The sequence below is a fragment of the Lentzea sp. JNUCC 0626 genome, from assembly GCF_043632865.1.
Classification (GTDB): domain Bacteria; phylum Actinomycetota; class Actinomycetes; order Mycobacteriales; family Pseudonocardiaceae; genus Lentzea.
Genome location: NZ_CP171635.1, coordinates 95,918 through 110,437, shown reverse-complemented (window position 1 = coordinate 110,437; position 14,520 = coordinate 95,918). Strand labels below are relative to the sequence as shown.

14 protein-coding genes are annotated in these 14,520 nt (G+C 69.2%); 3 read left to right on the top strand and 11 right to left on the bottom strand.

What is annotated here, in order from left to right:
• Positions 1-86: 86 nt before the first annotated feature.
• The 4 genes from JNUCC0626_RS00535 to JNUCC0626_RS00520 all read right to left on the bottom strand — a co-directional run bounded on the left by JNUCC0626_RS00535 (position 87) and on the right by JNUCC0626_RS00520 (position 4,949).
• Positions 87-1,976 (bottom strand): ABC transporter ATP-binding protein, encoded by a 1,890-nt coding sequence (locus JNUCC0626_RS00535; protein ID WP_394621942.1) that lies wholly within the window; start codon positions 1,974-1,976, stop codon positions 87-89.
• 90 nt (positions 1,977-2,066) lie between these two features.
• Positions 2,067-2,879: an enoyl-CoA hydratase/isomerase family protein gene (locus JNUCC0626_RS00530; RefSeq protein WP_394617619.1), complete on the bottom strand. Its 813-nt coding sequence runs from the start codon at positions 2,877-2,879 to the stop codon at positions 2,067-2,069.
• A 57-nt stretch (positions 2,880-2,936) separates the two neighbouring features.
• Positions 2,937-3,146 carry a helix-turn-helix domain-containing protein gene (locus JNUCC0626_RS00525; protein WP_030473247.1) on the bottom strand — a complete coding sequence of 70 codons (210 nt, stop codon included), beginning with the start codon at positions 3,144-3,146 and terminating at the stop codon, positions 2,937-2,939.
• Positions 3,147-3,320: 174 nt separating this feature from the next.
• Entirely contained in the window at positions 3,321-4,949 is a 1,629-nt protein-coding gene (locus tag JNUCC0626_RS00520; RefSeq protein ID WP_394617618.1) for an ABC-F family ATP-binding cassette domain-containing protein, read from the bottom strand.
• A gap of 171 nt (positions 4,950-5,120) precedes the next feature.
• Here JNUCC0626_RS00520 and JNUCC0626_RS00515 point away from each other — a divergent pair, with 171 nt between their 5' ends.
• Positions 5,121-5,885: an SDR family oxidoreductase gene (locus JNUCC0626_RS00515; RefSeq protein ID WP_394617617.1), complete on the top strand. Its 765-nt coding sequence runs from the start codon at positions 5,121-5,123 to the stop codon at positions 5,883-5,885.
• On the opposite strand, the gene JNUCC0626_RS00510 is transcribed toward JNUCC0626_RS00515, so the two are convergent.
• A complete protein-coding gene (locus tag JNUCC0626_RS00510; RefSeq protein WP_394617616.1) occupies positions 5,866-6,747 on the bottom strand; it encodes a LysR family transcriptional regulator in 882 nt (293 codons plus the stop codon). The genes JNUCC0626_RS00515 and JNUCC0626_RS00510 overlap by 20 nt on opposite strands.
• A gap of 38 nt (positions 6,748-6,785) precedes the next feature.
• On the opposite strand from JNUCC0626_RS00510, the gene JNUCC0626_RS00505 reads away from it, so the two are divergent.
• Positions 6,786-7,739, top strand: a complete 954-nt coding sequence (locus JNUCC0626_RS00505; RefSeq protein WP_394617615.1) for an EamA family transporter — start codon at positions 6,786-6,788, stop codon at positions 7,737-7,739.
• Here JNUCC0626_RS00505 and JNUCC0626_RS00500 read toward each other — a convergent pair.
• Genes JNUCC0626_RS00500 through JNUCC0626_RS00480 form a run of 5 tightly spaced genes read right to left on the bottom strand, consistent with a single transcriptional unit; the run spans position 7,626 to position 10,232 of the window.
• Entirely contained in the window at positions 7,626-8,114 is a 489-nt protein-coding gene (locus JNUCC0626_RS00500; protein ID WP_394617614.1) for a GNAT family N-acetyltransferase, read from the bottom strand. The two genes, JNUCC0626_RS00505 and JNUCC0626_RS00500, sit on opposite strands and share 114 nt — an antisense overlap.
• Positions 8,115-8,131: 17 nt before the next feature.
• Positions 8,132-8,611 carry a hypothetical protein gene (locus JNUCC0626_RS00495; protein ID WP_394617613.1) on the bottom strand — a complete coding sequence of 160 codons (480 nt, stop codon included), beginning with the start codon at positions 8,609-8,611 and terminating at the stop codon, positions 8,132-8,134.
• Positions 8,611-9,114, bottom strand: coding sequence for a SigE family RNA polymerase sigma factor (locus JNUCC0626_RS00490; protein ID WP_394621941.1), 504 nt, complete (start codon positions 9,112-9,114; stop codon positions 8,611-8,613). Before JNUCC0626_RS00490 ends, JNUCC0626_RS00495 begins: the two co-directional genes overlap by 1 nt.
• 10 nt (positions 9,115-9,124) lie before the next feature.
• Positions 9,125-9,517 carry a hypothetical protein gene (locus tag JNUCC0626_RS00485; protein ID WP_394622287.1) on the bottom strand — a complete coding sequence of 131 codons (393 nt, stop codon included), beginning with the start codon at positions 9,515-9,517 and terminating at the stop codon, positions 9,125-9,127.
• 34 nt (positions 9,518-9,551) lie between these two features.
• On the bottom strand, positions 9,552-10,232 hold the full coding sequence (locus tag JNUCC0626_RS00480; RefSeq protein ID WP_394617612.1) for an acVLRF1 family peptidyl-tRNA hydrolase: 681 nt from the start codon (positions 10,230-10,232) through the stop codon (positions 9,552-9,554).
• Between the two features lie 241 nt (positions 10,233-10,473).
• Between JNUCC0626_RS00480 and JNUCC0626_RS00475 the strand changes: the two genes are divergently transcribed.
• Positions 10,474-11,454 carry a hypothetical protein gene (locus JNUCC0626_RS00475; protein ID WP_394617611.1) on the top strand — a complete coding sequence of 327 codons (981 nt, stop codon included), beginning with the start codon at positions 10,474-10,476 and terminating at the stop codon, positions 11,452-11,454.
• Between the two features lie 61 nt (positions 11,455-11,515).
• On the opposite strand, the gene JNUCC0626_RS00470 is transcribed toward JNUCC0626_RS00475, so the two are convergent.
• Entirely contained in the window at positions 11,516-14,113 is a 2,598-nt protein-coding gene (locus JNUCC0626_RS00470) for a S8 family serine peptidase (RefSeq protein ID WP_394617610.1), read from the bottom strand.
• Positions 14,114-14,520: the final 407 nt, after the last annotated feature.

Sequence of the window (14,520 nt, the reverse complement as noted above, 5' to 3'; positions counted from 1 at the left end):
CCGCGCGACATCAGCCGATCACCCGGCCACCCGGCTGAGGTGGACCCAACCGATCGGCTGGGTCCACCTCCACCGCACCCCGGGGATCAGGTCCGCTGCGGCGCCTCCAGGCGTTCGCTGAACTTCGGCGTCGGCAGCACGCCGACCACCGGCGGTTCGGCGAACTGGGTGTTGTACAGGTCGGCGTAGCGGCCCTCGGCCGTCATCAGTTCGGTGTGCGTGCCTCGTTCCACGATCTCGCCGTGCTCCAGGACCAGGATCTGGTCGGCGGCGCGGATGGTGGAGAGCCTGTGTGCGATCACCAGCGAGGTGCGGCCCTGCAGTGCCTCGGTCAGGGCTTCCTGGACGGCGGCCTCGGACTCCGAGTCCAGGTGGGCGGTGGCCTCGTCCAGGATCACGACGCGAGGCTTGGCCAGCAACAAGCGAGCGATGGTGAGGCGTTGGCGTTCACCGCCGGAGAGGCGGTAGCCGCGTTCGCCCACGACGGTGTCCAACTGGTCGGGCAGGGAGGCGACCAGGTCGAGCAGGCGGGCTCGGCGGAGCGCGTCCCACAGGTCGTCGTCGGACGCTCCCGGGGAGGCGTAGTCGAGGTTGGCCCGGATCGTGTCGTGGAACAGGTGACCGTCCTGGGTGACGACGCCGACGGACGAGCGGAGAGCCTCGAAGGTCAGGTCTCGTACGTCCACACCGGACAGTCGAACGGCACCCGAGTCGACGTCGTAGAGGCGTGGCACGAGGGAGGCGAGAGTCGACTTGCCCGCGCCGGACGAGCCGACCAGCGCCACCAGCGAACCGGCGGGTGCCGTGAAGCTGATGCCGTGCAACACTTCCTCGCCGCCGCGAGTGTCCAAAGTGGCCACCGACTCCAGCGAGGCCAGGGACACCTTGTCCGCCGACGGGTAGCCGAAGCGGACGTCCGAGAACTCCACCGACACCGCACCCTCGGGCAGCGGGCGGGCGTCCGGGCGTTCCTTGATCATCGGGTCCAGGTCGAGGACCTCGAAGACGCGTTCGAACGACACCAGGGCCGTCATCAGGTCCACGCGGGCGTTCGCCAACGCCGTCAGCGGCGCGTACAGGCGAGTCAGCAGCAGGGCCAGCGACACGACGGCGCCTGCGGCCAGGTGGCCGGTCAGGGCGAGGTAGCCGCCGAGGCCGTAGACCAGGGCCTGGGCGAGAGCCGACACCAGGGTCAGGCCCGTCATGAACCAGCGGGTGGCCATCGCGGTGCGGATGCCGATGTCGCGCACCTTGGCGGCCTTCTCGGAGAACTCCTGCTCCTCGCGGTCGGGACGGCCGAAGAGCTTCACCAGCGTCGCGCCCGGCGCGGAGAAGCGCTCGGTCGACTGCGTGACCATCGAGGCGTTCAGAGACGACGCCTCGCGCTGCATGTCGGCCATCCGGCGCCCCATCCGCTTGGCGGGCAGCACGAAGACGGGCAACAACACCAGGGCCAGAGCGGTGACCTGCCACGACAACGTGAACATGACACCCAGCGACAACACCAGCTGGATGATGTTCGTGACGAACCCGGACAGCGTCGACGTGAACGCACGCTGCGCGCCGATCACGTCGTTGTTCAACCGCGAGACCAACGCACCAGTGCGTGTGCGCGTGAAGAACGCGACGGGCATCTTCTGCACATGACCGAACACGGCGCGACGCAGGTCGTAGATGAGACCTTCCCCGATGCGCGTCGACTGCCATCGCTCGACCACACCCAACCCGGCGTCGACCACGGCGATCGCCGCGATCGCCACCGCCAGCCACACCACCACCGACGGCACCGAGCCGCCGACGATCGCATCGACCACCCGGCCGGCCAGCAACGGCGTCGACACCGCGAGAACCGACGACACCACCGTCAACAACAAGAACACGAAGAGCTTCGCCCGATGCGGCCGGGCGAAAGCCAGCACGCGCCGGAAGGTCCCCCGGCGCACCTTGTCAGGCGCGTCCGAGGTGACGCCCATCATGAATCGCCAGGAGCTGTATCCGTCCACGCTGACTAGAACAGCACAGCGGTCTGACAATTCCTTCGCGCGGAGCTAGGAGCGCGCAACAGTTCAGCTTTGAGCGGACAGGGCCGCGAACGACTGCAACCGGCGCAGCTGAGCGGCACGCTCGACCGCGAGCTGCTCCTCGGCCGAAACCCCCGAGGCGGCCGACGCGATCAGCGCCAACGTCTCGGAAACAGCACCGGCCGGCGACTTCACCACCGCACCCACCAGCAGGTCGACGGCAGCGTCCAGCTCGGCCGCGGGCACGACTGAGTTCGCGAGGCCGATCCGCAGCGCCTCGTCCGCCGGAACCCGGCGGGAGGTCACGCACATCTCGGCCGCGCGCGAGTACCCCACGAGTCGCACCAACGGCAGCGTGCCGCCGAGGTCGGGCACCAGACCCAGCCCGGTCTCGGCCATGCAGAACTGCGCGTCCTCGGCGAGCACGCGGAAGTCGCACGCCAGCGCCAACTGGAAACCCGCGCCGATGGCATGCCCGTGCACCGCGGCGATCGTCACGCGTGCCGGATCGCGCAGCCAGGTGAACCCGGCCTGGTACGACGCGATACGAGCGTCCGCCTCCTCGGGAGACAACGCCAGGATCGCACCGAGACCGCCGGGTTCGCCGTCGACGGGCTCACCGGTGAACATGCGCCGGTCCAGCCCCGCCGAGAAGGCGCGGCCAGAACCCCGGACGACCACGACGCGGACGTCCGGGTCCAGCTGTTCGCCGATGTGCCGCAACGCCTGCCACGTGGCGGGCGTCTGTGCGTTGAGCACGTCGGGACGATCGAGCGTGATGGTCGCGCGCGGCCCGGAGATCGCGAGCCGAACGCCACCGCGCTCGAGCACGCCAGCGTCGATTGAGGGCACTGGCATGAGTTACCTCCGGCGAACTAGAAGCTAGTTACCGGAGAGTAGCAGTCTGAGTTTTGGCTACTTCTTCTTCGTGCGGGTGGCGCCACCGCGACCGCGCAGCGTGACCCCGGATTCCGAAAGAACCCGGTGCACGAAGCCGTAGGAACGCCCGGTGCTCTCGGCCAGAGCCCGGATGCTCGCGCCCTTTTCGTACTTCTTCTTCAGGTCAGCGGCCAGCTTGTCCCGCGTGGCGCCGGTGATCCGGGCACCCTTCTTCAGGTCAGCCACCTTGTCCCGCCTTCCGTACGAGCAGGTGGGCCGTGTGACGGCCCCTGTCGTCGCAATGATCGAACAGGAACCGGCAGAACGCCAGGTGATCAAGCAAAGAGATCGCCGAACGGTCGATTTGATCACACTGAGTTGATCACAGAACGCGCTCGGTAATCCTTTGACGCGTGGAGATCACGCCAGCTGGACGAGTTCGAGGTAGTCCTCGGACCAGTGATCCTCGGTTCCGTCGGGCAGCAGGATGACCCTCTCGGGCTCCAGCGCCTCGACCGCGCCGGGGTCGTGCGTCACGAGGACGACAGCGCCTTCGTAGCGCCGCAACGCGTCGAGAACCTGCTCGCGCGAGGCCGGGTCGAGGTTGTTCGTCGGCTCGTCGAGCAGCAGCACGTTCGCCGCCGACGACACCAGACCGGCGAGCGCCAGTCGCGTCTTCTCGCCACCGGACAACGTGCCCGCGGGCTGGTCGAGCTGCTCGCCGCTGAACAGGAACGTGCCGAGCAGCGACCGCAGCTTCTGCTCCTGCTCGTCCGGCGCCATGTGCCGGATGTTCTCCCACACCGACGCGTTGTGGTCGAGCGTCTCGTGCTCCTGCGCGAAGTAGCCGATCTTCAGGCCGTGCCCGGGCACGATCTTGCCGGCGTCCATCTTCTCGTTGCCGCCGAGCAGCCGCAGCAGCGTCGTCTTGCCGGCGCCGTTGAAGCCGAGGACGACGACCCGGGAACCCCGGTCGATCGCGAGGTCCACGCCGGTGAAGATCTCCAGCGAGCCGTAGGACTTGCTCAAACCCTCTGCCATCAAAGGGGTCTTGCCGCACGACGCGGGCGCCGGGAAGGTGATCCGGGCGACCTTGTCGCTCTGGCGCACGTCGTCGAGACCGTCGAGCAGCTTCTGCGCGCGCTTCGCCATGTTCTGCGCCGCAACGGCCTTCGTGGCCTTCGCGCCCATCTTGGCGGCCTGCGTCATCAGCGCGCCGGCCTTCTTCTCGGCGTTGGCGCGCTCACGGCGGCGGCGCTTCTCGTCCGTCGCACGGGCTTCGAGGTACTTCTTCCAGCCCAGGTTGTAGATGTCGACCTCACCGCGAATCGCGTCGAGGAACCACACCTTGTTGACGACGTCGTCGAGCAGCTCCACGTCGTGGGAGATCACGACGAGCCCGCCGTCGTGCGACTTGAGGAACCCGCGCAGCCACGTGATCGAGTCGGCGTCGAGGTGGTTCGTCGGTTCGTCGATCAGCAGGATCGTGCTGGACTTCGCGCCGACACCGGCCTCGGAGGCGGCGAACAGGATGCGCGCCAGCTCGACGCGGCGGCGCTGACCACCGGAGAGCGTGCTCAGCGGTTGCGCGAGCACCCGGTCCGGCAGGCCGAGGTTGGAGCAGATGCGGGCGGCCTCGGACTCGGCCGCGTACCCGCCGAGCGCCGCGAACCGCTCCTCGAGCTTGCCGTACTTGGCGACGGCCTTGTCGAGCTCGTCGGGGTCGACCAGCTCGGACATCTTCGACTGGGACTTCTCCATGTCGCGGAGCAGCTGGTCGAGGCCGCGCGCGGACAGCACGCGGTCCTTGGCGATGACCGAGAGGTCGCCCTCGCGCGGGTCCTGCGGCAGGTAGCCGAGGGCGCCCTTGCGCATGATGGCGCCGGCGTACGGCTCGCCCTCACCGGCGAGAACGCGCAGCGAGGTGGTCTTGCCGGCACCGTTGCGGCCCACGAGGCCGATCCGGTCGCCGGGCTGAACGCGCAGGTTGGCGCCACTCACGAGAATGCGTGAGCCCGCGCGCAACTCCATGTCAGTTGCGGTGATCAAGAGAAACAACTCCGAAAGGCTTGCGTTCTGTGCTTTGGGGATCGAGCACAGCCGGGCATGACAAGGGATGACACGTCCGGGTCGGCCTACTCGAGGAGGATCACGGCACCCATTCTACGGGATCACGACCATCGAATTTCCCACGTGTGGCCGGACGCATAGATTGCCGTTATGAGCGAAGACTTCTCGGGCAAGGCCGCCCTGGTCACCGGCGCGTCCCGCGGCATCGGCTTCGGCATCGCACGCGAACTCCTCTCCCGCGGCGCCGCCGTGGCGATCACCGGCCGCAAGCCGGACCAGCTGGAGGAAGCGGCCGCGCAGCTGCGTTCCGACACAGGCGGCCGTGTTCTCGCCGTAGCGGGCAACGCAGGCGACGAGGACGCACGCGCCGACGCCGTCACACGCACCGTGGAGGAGTTCGGCAGCCTCGACGTCCTCGTGAACAACACCGGCATCAATCCGCAGTACGGCTTCCTGATGGAGGCCGACCTCAACGCGGTCCGGAAGATCTTCGACGTCAACGTGGTGGCCACGCTCGGTTTCATCCAACTCGCGTGGAAAGCGTGGATGAGCGAGCACGGCGGCGCGGTCGTCAACGTCGCGTCGATCGGCGGCATCCGCTCGACCGGCGTCATCGGCGCTTACGGCGCCTCGAAGGCGGCGCTGATCCGGCTCACCGAGGAACTCGCGTGGCAGCTCGGCCCGAAGGTGCGCGTGAACGCCGTCGCGCCCGCCGTCGTGAAGACGAAGTTCGCGGAAGCCCTGTACGTGGGACGCGAAGAAGAAGCGAGCCAGCAGTACCCGATGAAGCGCCTTGGCACCCCTGAAGACGTCGCCTCTCTCGTGGCATTCCTCTGCTCCGATGGCGCTTCATGGATCACGGGCGAGACCGTGCGCGTGGACGGCGGTCTGCTGTCTACGGGGACTGCGGGCTGACCCCCAGCACGTCCAGGAACGCCGCGGCCGCGGGTGTGAGCCCTCCGGAACTCCACACGAGGTGCTCCACCCGCGAAGGCCCGTCCACGATCGGCACGGTCACCACCCCGGTCAGCTGCGGCGTGTACTTCGCCGGCAGCACGGCCACCGCCAGCTCCTCCCGGATCAGCCCGGCCATCAGCTCGGCGGTCGTCACCTCGTACGCCACCTCCCGGTGCAGCCCGGCCCCGGCGAACGCCTGATCGGACTGGGTGCGGCCCGGCGAGGACACCGGGAAGTCGGCGAACTGCTCCTCGGCCAGCTCCCCCAGCGTCACCTCGGTCTGCCGGGCGAACCGGTGCCCGGCCGCCATCACGGCCACGTGGTCGTCGCGGTCCAGTTCGCGCACCCGCACGCCCTCGGGCGTCACCCCCGGCGGCAACCCGAGGAACGCGAGGTCCAGCGAGCCTTCCCGCACCAGCCGCACCATCTCGAGGCTGGACAGCATCCGCAACGCCACCCGCACGTCCGGATACCTCTCCCGGAACACCCGCAACGCCGCGGGCAGGTCCACGGCCGCCACGGTCGGGATCACGCCGACCACGACCCGTCCGCGCACCTGACCGACGGCCGCCGCCACCTCGGCCACGGCCCGTTCGGCGAACTCCAGGCACTGCCGCGCGGCAGGCAGGAACGCGGCCCCGGCAGGCGTCAGCCGCACGCTGCGACTGGTCCGTTCGAACAGCCGGGCGCCCAGCGACCGTTCGAGACGGGCGATCTGGTGGCTCAGCGCCGACTGCACCACGAGGCATTGGCGCGCGGCCTTGGTGAAACTGCCGGTTTCGGCCACCGCGAGCACGTATCGCATCTGTTGGAGCTCCACTCCACCCATCTTGAATCACGATGGATCGGATGAAAACCATGTGTTGGACTCATAGACCCAGCGCATCGAGACTCGAAGACGTGAACCGCATCGCGCTCGCCGCCTTCGCCCCGCTCGTCTGGGGGTCCACCTACGTCGTCACGACCGAGCTCCTGCCGCCCGGTCACCCGCTGTTCGCCGGGCTGCTCCGCGCCCTGCCGGCGGGCCTGATCGCGATCGCGCTGACCAGGTCGTTGCCGAAGGGCGCGTGGTGGGCGAAGGCGGCCGCGCTGGGCGTGCTCAACATCGGCCTGTTCTTCCCGTTCCTGTTCCTCGCGGCGGAACGGCTGCCGGGCGGCGTGGCGGCCACTCTGGGCGCCGCTCAGCCGCTCGTGGTCGCGTTGCTGGCCGTCGGGGTGCTCAAGGAGCGCCCGTCGGCGTGGCGGCTCGCGTGGGGCGTCGTGGGCGTGGTCGGTGTCGGCCTGGTCGTGCTCGGCCCGGCAGCCGGGTTCGACCTGATCGGCGTCGCGGCCGGACTGGGTGGCGCCGCGACGATGGCGTTGGGCGTGACGCTCACCAAGAAGTGGGGCAGGCCGGACGACGCGAGCCCCACGGCGTTCGCGGGCTGGCAACTCGCGGCGGGCGGCCTGTTCCTCGTGCCGGTGACTTTCCTGGTCGAGGGCGCACCGCCGGCGATCGGCCTGGGCGCCGCGCTCGGGTACCTGTGGCTCGGCGGCATCGGCGGGCTGCTCGCGTACGTGTTGTGGTTCCGCGCGATCACCACGCTGCCCGTCACGTCCGTGTCGATGCTCGGCCTGCTGTCGCCGATGATGGCCGCCGTGCTCGGGGTCGTGGTGCTGGGGCAGACGCTGGACGCCGTGCAGCTCGCCGGGTTCGCGCTAGCCCTGACCGCGATCGTCGCGAGCCAGCGGCAGCCGAAGCACGATCTCGCCGTCCTCGTCGGTCTCCCCCGTCGGCGTGAAGCCGTAGCGGCGGTAGAACGGCTCGGGTGACCCGTCACCGGGCACGTAGCTCGTGAGCAGCTCCACGGCCCCGTCAGCGCGCAGCAACGCCACCACCTCGTCCAGGATCGCGCGCCCGTAGCCGCGGCCCTGGAACCCGGCGCCGACGAGCAGCCGCCACAGGAAGTACGGCCCGCGCAATCCCGGCTCCGGCACGAGGTTCCAGCTGAGCATGACGAACCCGACCGGCACGTCACCGTCGTAGACGGCACGGAACCAGGGGTGCGCCGAGGGGTTCTCGGCGGCGTCCAGGAACGACTTCTCCACCGACGCGACGAACCGCTCCTGCGCGGGGTCCACCCGCAGGGCGACCACGGCGTCGCGGTTGGCGTCGGTGACCTCGACCAGACGGATCTGAGCGCTCATGGCGCCCAGCATGCCGCTCAGTCCGACGTCGTGGGCGCCGACGGCCGCAGCGGTGCCGAGGACGCGGGAGTGGACGTGGGCGGCTTGGTGACCGACACCGGCGCCGACGTGCCCGGCGTCGTCGGTGAGGAGGGCTTCATCGGCGCGCTCGACGGCGGCGTGGTGCCCACCGGTTCCTTGGAGTTCGGCGTCGTCGCGACCGAACTCGACGGCGTGGTCACCGGAGGCGGCGTGGTCGTGGTGGTCGTCGTCGAAGAGGGCGACGGCGACGGGAGGATGCCCGGTTCCGTGGGCGCCGCGCCGGGCAGCACGGCGAGTGCCACGGCCACCACGCCGACGGTGGCGAGGCCGCTGCCGACGACCGCCGCGGTGCGCCGGCGCCGGGTGCGCACGGCCTGGCCGCGCGAGATCAGGTCGGCCGCGGTGATGGCACGCGGCGGTGCTTCTTCGTCGTGCAGAGCGGAGAAAGTCGCCCGCAGGTCGTCCTCGCGAACCATCACACCTCCAGCCTCAAGTGGTCGAAATCGGGGCCCAGCTTGCGCCGCAACGTCTCCAGGCCCTTGCTGCTCTGCGACTTCACCGTGCCCGTCGAGCAGTTCAGCGCGGCCGCCGTGTCCTCGACGCTCAGATCGTGCCAAAAGCGCAGCACGAGGACAGCGCGCTGCCGTGCGGGAACGGCGGTGAGCGCCTGCCACACCACGAGCCTGTCCTCCGCCGCGATGGCGGAGGACAGGCCCTCTGGGGGTGAGTCAGTCAGCTTCTCCCTGCGCCAGCGCACTTTGCGGCGTTCCGCGAGGAACGTCCGCACGACGATCTGCCGCAGGTACGGTTCGAGCCCCGACCGGTCCGCGAGCTTGGGACCTGCCAGGTACAGCTTCAAGAACGCCGACTGCATGACGTCCTCCGCCTCGTGCCAGTTGCCGCACAGCAGGAACGCCGTGAAGCGCATCGAGTCGGCGCACCGGTCGAAGCAGTCGGTGAACTCAGCCTCCCAGTTCAGCGGGGACTCCTCACCCGGCGGGCGTCGTCGCGACCGGCGCGCTCGGCACGCTCGTCGGAGGCTTCGTCGGGGCCGACGGCCGGACCGGGGGCGACGTCTGGATCGGCGGCTTGGTCGCGGGCTGCGACGAGGTCGGGGTCGGTGCCGTCCAGGTGGTCGGCGTCTTCGTCCCGACCGAGGTGGGGGCCGTGCTGGGCGGGGCCGTGGTCGGCAGAGCCGTGGTCGGCGCCTGGACCGGCGAGGACGACGGCGTCTTGACCGGGGCGGAGGTGGGCGGCTGCGGAGCAGACGTCGTGGGCTGGGGCTTGGTGGGCTCGCCACCGCTCAGCGCGAGCGCCGGCACCGCGATGCCGATGGCACCCAGCGCGACCGCTCCGGCCACGATCACCATTCGTTTGCGCACTTAACAGCTCCAGCAGGTGTCAGTGGTGCCAGGATCAGGCACCCTCACCCGTATCCATGCGGCCGGGCTCCCCATCGGTTGCCCGTGTGTCCTGGATCACGATCTCGACGCATCGGGCCCGTTCAGCGGCCTCGTCGAGCACCGTGCGGCGGGGTTCGGGGACGTCCAGGACGCGGTCCTCGGCCAGTTGGAAGACGCCCGAGAGCCTGCGGTCGTTGCGCAGGACGTCGAGCGCCTGCCAGTCGCCGCCGAGCACCACGGAGTCGAGTTCGGCGAGTCGCGGCACGAGCACCCTGGCGACGTCGTCCGCGGCGGCCTGGAGCGCGACGCGCGCCTGTCCTTCTCTACGCCGCGCGAACCGCTGCTGCGACCAGCCGCCCGCGCTGCTGCGGCCGTGCACCTGCTTGCGGTCCGTAGCCGACACCTCGACCTTGCCGCCATGCGCGATGCCGACGCTGTGCCCGCCGAGCCGCACGAGGACGAGCCCGACCCGCCGGGGCTCGGCCAGGTTCGCGACGACCTCTTCCACGGAGCTGCCGCCGCGTGTCGGGAACGTGGCCGTCGCGCCGTCCTCGGCCGTTATGTCGACCTTGCTCTCACCTACTGAGATGGCGACGCCGCCGTGCCGGGTGGAGAATCTGCCGATCCACCCCAGGATCCGTTCCGGTTCGACCTCGACGGCCCTGCCGCCGGGAACCGGACGTACCCGGCTCACCCGACCTCCGAGGTCAGCACGTCGAAAACGGTCACCGTGCACACACTAGAACCACGCCGACACGGGCCGTGAACGGCACGCAGATGTTACCGATGAGTTCGTAACGCTTGACAGATGAGTCTCGAAAGCGTGAACTCATCAACCGTATGGATTAACCATTGACTCCATCCGGCTCCGACCAGCGATGTTCACGGACGGGTAGGGTCACTGGGGCGTGATCTTATGACAGCGGGGAGTCACCATGACGACTGCTGCCGGTCGACCAACACTGACCGTTGACGAGACGGACTCAACGGGCCACGGCAGCCTTACGCAGCTCTTGACGACGGGACCGTTCCCGGAAGCGTTGAGGGCGGCGATCAAGGCGAGCCGACTCAGCCTCGACCGCATCCAGCACCGGTTGGCACTGCGCGGCGTGACCATCAGCGTCGCGACGCTCAGCTACTGGCAGTCAGGACGGCGAAGGCCTGAACGCCCTGAATCGCTGGAGGCGCTGCGGCACCTCGAGTCGGTCCTGGGCGTGCCTCAGTCGGGTCTGTCGGCGTTGCTCGGACCGCCTCGTCCGCGAGGCCGCCGATGCCGCCCGACGACGATGATGCCGATCGACGCGCTGTGGGCGCGTCGGGAGCGGGTCGCGAACCTGCTCTCGAAGGTCGACACGTCATCCGACCTGAAGCTCGGCCGGATCAGCCAGCACGACCGAATCGAGATCTCTGCCGACGGCGGGCAGAAATCCGTGTGGGTGCGGCAGATCCTGCGGGCGGAGCAGGACGGCCCTGACCGGTGGGCGCTCGTGTTCGAGACCGAGGAGAGCGACGTGCTCCCCGAGATCACGAACGTGCGCAACTGCCACCTCGGCCGCATCGCCCGCGACCACGAGGCCAACATCATGGTCGCGGAGATGATGTTCGAACGGCCGTTGACCCGCGGCGAGACCCTGATCATGGAATACCAGCTGGTGTTCCCCGAGGGTCACGCCCCCAAGGGCAACAACACGTTCGCGCGCAAGTTCCGGCTGCCGGTCCGCGAGTACGTGATCGAGGTCCGGTTCGACGAGACGAACCTGCCGTCGCGCGTGCAGCAGTACAGCGTGCCGGCCGGGGACGAGACGCCGTCGCGGCGTCGCAACCTCACGCTGGACTCGGGTGGCGGCGTGCACGCCGTGGCGCTCGGGTTCGGTCCCGGTGTGTTCGGCATCCGGTGGGAGTGGCCGAACCGCTAGACAGTTCTTGTACGAGGAAGGCCCCCGGCTCGCGAGCCGGGGGCCTTCTTCGTTCTGCTGGTTACACCCAACCGGCGATCTGCAGGCTGACGGCGCGCAGCGAGCCGCGGTCCGTGCCCACCACGTCGGCGACCTTGAAGGTCCAGGTGCCGTCGGCCGGGTCCGCGGTCAGGGTCGACAGCGGCTGGACCGGCTTCCAGGAGCCCGTGAACGGAGCCTGAGCGGCCGTCACGCTGGAGAACGAGGTCGTGGCGTCGTCGGTGAACACGGCCTGGCAGATGTTCGAGCCGGTGCCGCCCGAACGCGAGAACAGCGTGACGCTCTTGCCCGCCGGCGAGGTGAGCGTGCCCACCAGGTCACCGACGAACGTGTGGTCGATGCCGACCGTCGTCGCGCCGTCCGCGGCGGTGCACGTGGCGCCGTCCACGGAGAACTTCAGGTTCGACGCCGCCCCGACACCCGTGACGGGCAGCGAGATCGACACGCCGGTCTGATCGTTGTCCGGGATGGCGATCGCCGCACCGGTGTACGCGAACGTCTGGTACTGGCGGGACGGCTCACCCACGCGGAGCGTGAACGAGGTCGTGCCCGGCGAGGTCGCGCCCGAGTAGGTGACGCGGGCGTCGAGCTTGACCGCCGAACCGAGCGTGGCGTTCGCCGGCACGGTCACCTTGAAGGTGTTGCTGACGGTCTGGCCCGGGTCGATGTTGCCGTAGTACTTGGAGCGCGGCGCGATGGTGACACCGGCGGACGTCGTCGACAGCACGACCGAGGTCGACGCGGCCGAGCCGTCACCGTTGTTCGCGACCGGAACCGTCACCGTGGAGGTGGTGCCGGGCTTGAGGAAAGCGCTTCCGTCGTTGTCGTTGACGACGGTCGGCTTCTGCGCGCGGGCCAGTGCCTGCGGCGACGCACCCGTGTAGGCGAGGGCGCGGTCGGCCATCACGATGCCGGCGCCGGTGCGGTTGTCCACACCGGACTCGACGATGTCGATCGCCGTCGCGGTCAGGGCTTCCTTGACCTCGGCGGGCGCCAGCCCCGGGTTGCCGGAGAGGATCAGACCGGCGATCGCGGCGGCGTTCGGGGCAGCCGCGGACGTGCCGAAGAACGGCGCGAAGCCCGGCACCGACGTGGTGACGCCGTCGGCCGCGGTGATGTCCGGCTTCTGCCGGGTCTGGGCGAGCGGGGAGCCGTCGGGCGCGAAGAACGTCTTGCGCGGTCCGTCGGAGGTGAAGCGCTCCGGCTTCTGCGTGCCGTCGAAGGCGCCGGGGAACGGACCCTTCGGGTTGGCCGGGTCGCCGGGCTCGAGGTCGAACGGCAGCGCGCCGGCAGCCGGTGCGGCCGCGACGGAGATCGCGCCGTTGGCCGCCGAGTGGCCGCGCGTGGTGCCGGGGGTGACGTACTTCTTGAGGCCGTCGTTGGTGTCGGCGAACCGGCCGCCGAACAGCGACAGCGCGAAGTACTTGTCGTCACCGCGGTACTTCACGACCGCGAGGCGCGTGCCCGTGGAGCTTGCCGGGGTGTTGATGCGCTCGTACGGGTCCTGCGCGCCGTCCTGGTTGTTCTGGCTGAACGTCACGACGTTGCCCTGGGCGTTGACCAGGTAGAGGTCGTAGTCGTTGGCCGACTGCCCCAGCGGGTCGGCCCAGTGCAGCACGGTCGGCACGTTGCCGGAGAAGTTCGACAGCGGGTTGAACAGCTGCTTCTGGTTGGGGTCCGGGTTGAAGTCGTGCGCGGAGCCCGCGAACTTGCCGACGCCGACACCGGAGTCGACGAACTGGCCCTCGTAGTGGCCGGAGGTGCCGTCGACGACGTTGCCCTGGTTGCCCGCGCTGGAGAAGAACAGCGCGCCGTCGGCAGCGACCGCGTCGACCGCGCGGGCGATGATGCCGTCCTGGAAGGGCGACTCGTTGAAGTAGATGACGTCGTCGACGATGACGTCGCAGCCGAGGTCGAACCGCAGCTTCTTGATGTTGTCCGCGAAGCTCGCGTCACCGTTGAACGCCGTGGCGAAGCCGAGTTCGGCGTTCGGGGCGATGTCGTGGAGGATCTCCAGCATCGCGGTGCCCTCGTCACCGGAGCCCGCCTGCCCGGGCACGATGTCGACGGCCGGCAGTTCGCCGTTGTTCTGCGACACGGTCAGCGAGTTCACGCCGTCCGACAGCGCACACAACTTCACACCGACACCGGTGACCCGGAAGCTTCCGCGCGCGGCCTCGGCGTTGTGCGCCTTGTCGCTCTCGGCCACCTTCGCGGCCTGCACGGACAACGTCTTCTCGGCGAGCCGGCGCTCGATCTCCCTGGCCTTGTCCTCTTTGGACGCAGCCTTGTTCTTGTTGTCCCGCTTGTTCTTCACGTCCTGCGTCATCGCGTCGCTGCCGGGCTCGACGCGTGCCACGTCGTTCCGCCCCGCGATCTCGGAGATCTTCGCGACCGGCACCTCGGCGCGCACGGTGCGGTGCTCCGGAGACACGGCCCGAATCTGCCCACCCGCCGCGCGGACAGCGTTGACCAGGTCCTCGGAGTACTGCTTGGCGCGGATGTCCACGAGCGTGGTCGACTTCGGCGTCACGGCAACGCCGGTCTGCACCTGCGGCAGCGCACTGGTGATCGACGTCGACACCCGCTTGCGCGCCTCGACGACGAGCGCGCTGTCCACTTTGGACTCAGCAGGGGTGAGCGACTTCTTGATGCTCTGCAGCGCGGCGATCTGCGCCGCGGTGCGGTCGGTGATGGTCTTCGCTGCCTTGACCGGATCTGCGGACGCCGGCGTGACAGCGGTGAGTGCGGCCAGAAGAACTGCGGAACCTGCGACGGCTAAGGTCGTGCCTCTTCGAGATCGGCGCACAGGGTATCTCCCCCGAACGTTGGCGTGCCCCCGAGCACGCGGCCTGCGACCGGCGATTCCCGGTCGAGGCGTCAACGTATGGTGCTTGCCTGATCACAGTCAGCATCCGATTGGGCTACTTCTCACTTAGCAGACACAATCACACTTCACAGAACAAACCCTGACAGGCCAATACCTCACCAACTGCGGCCGCCCTGACACGCCAACGAGACCGGCCA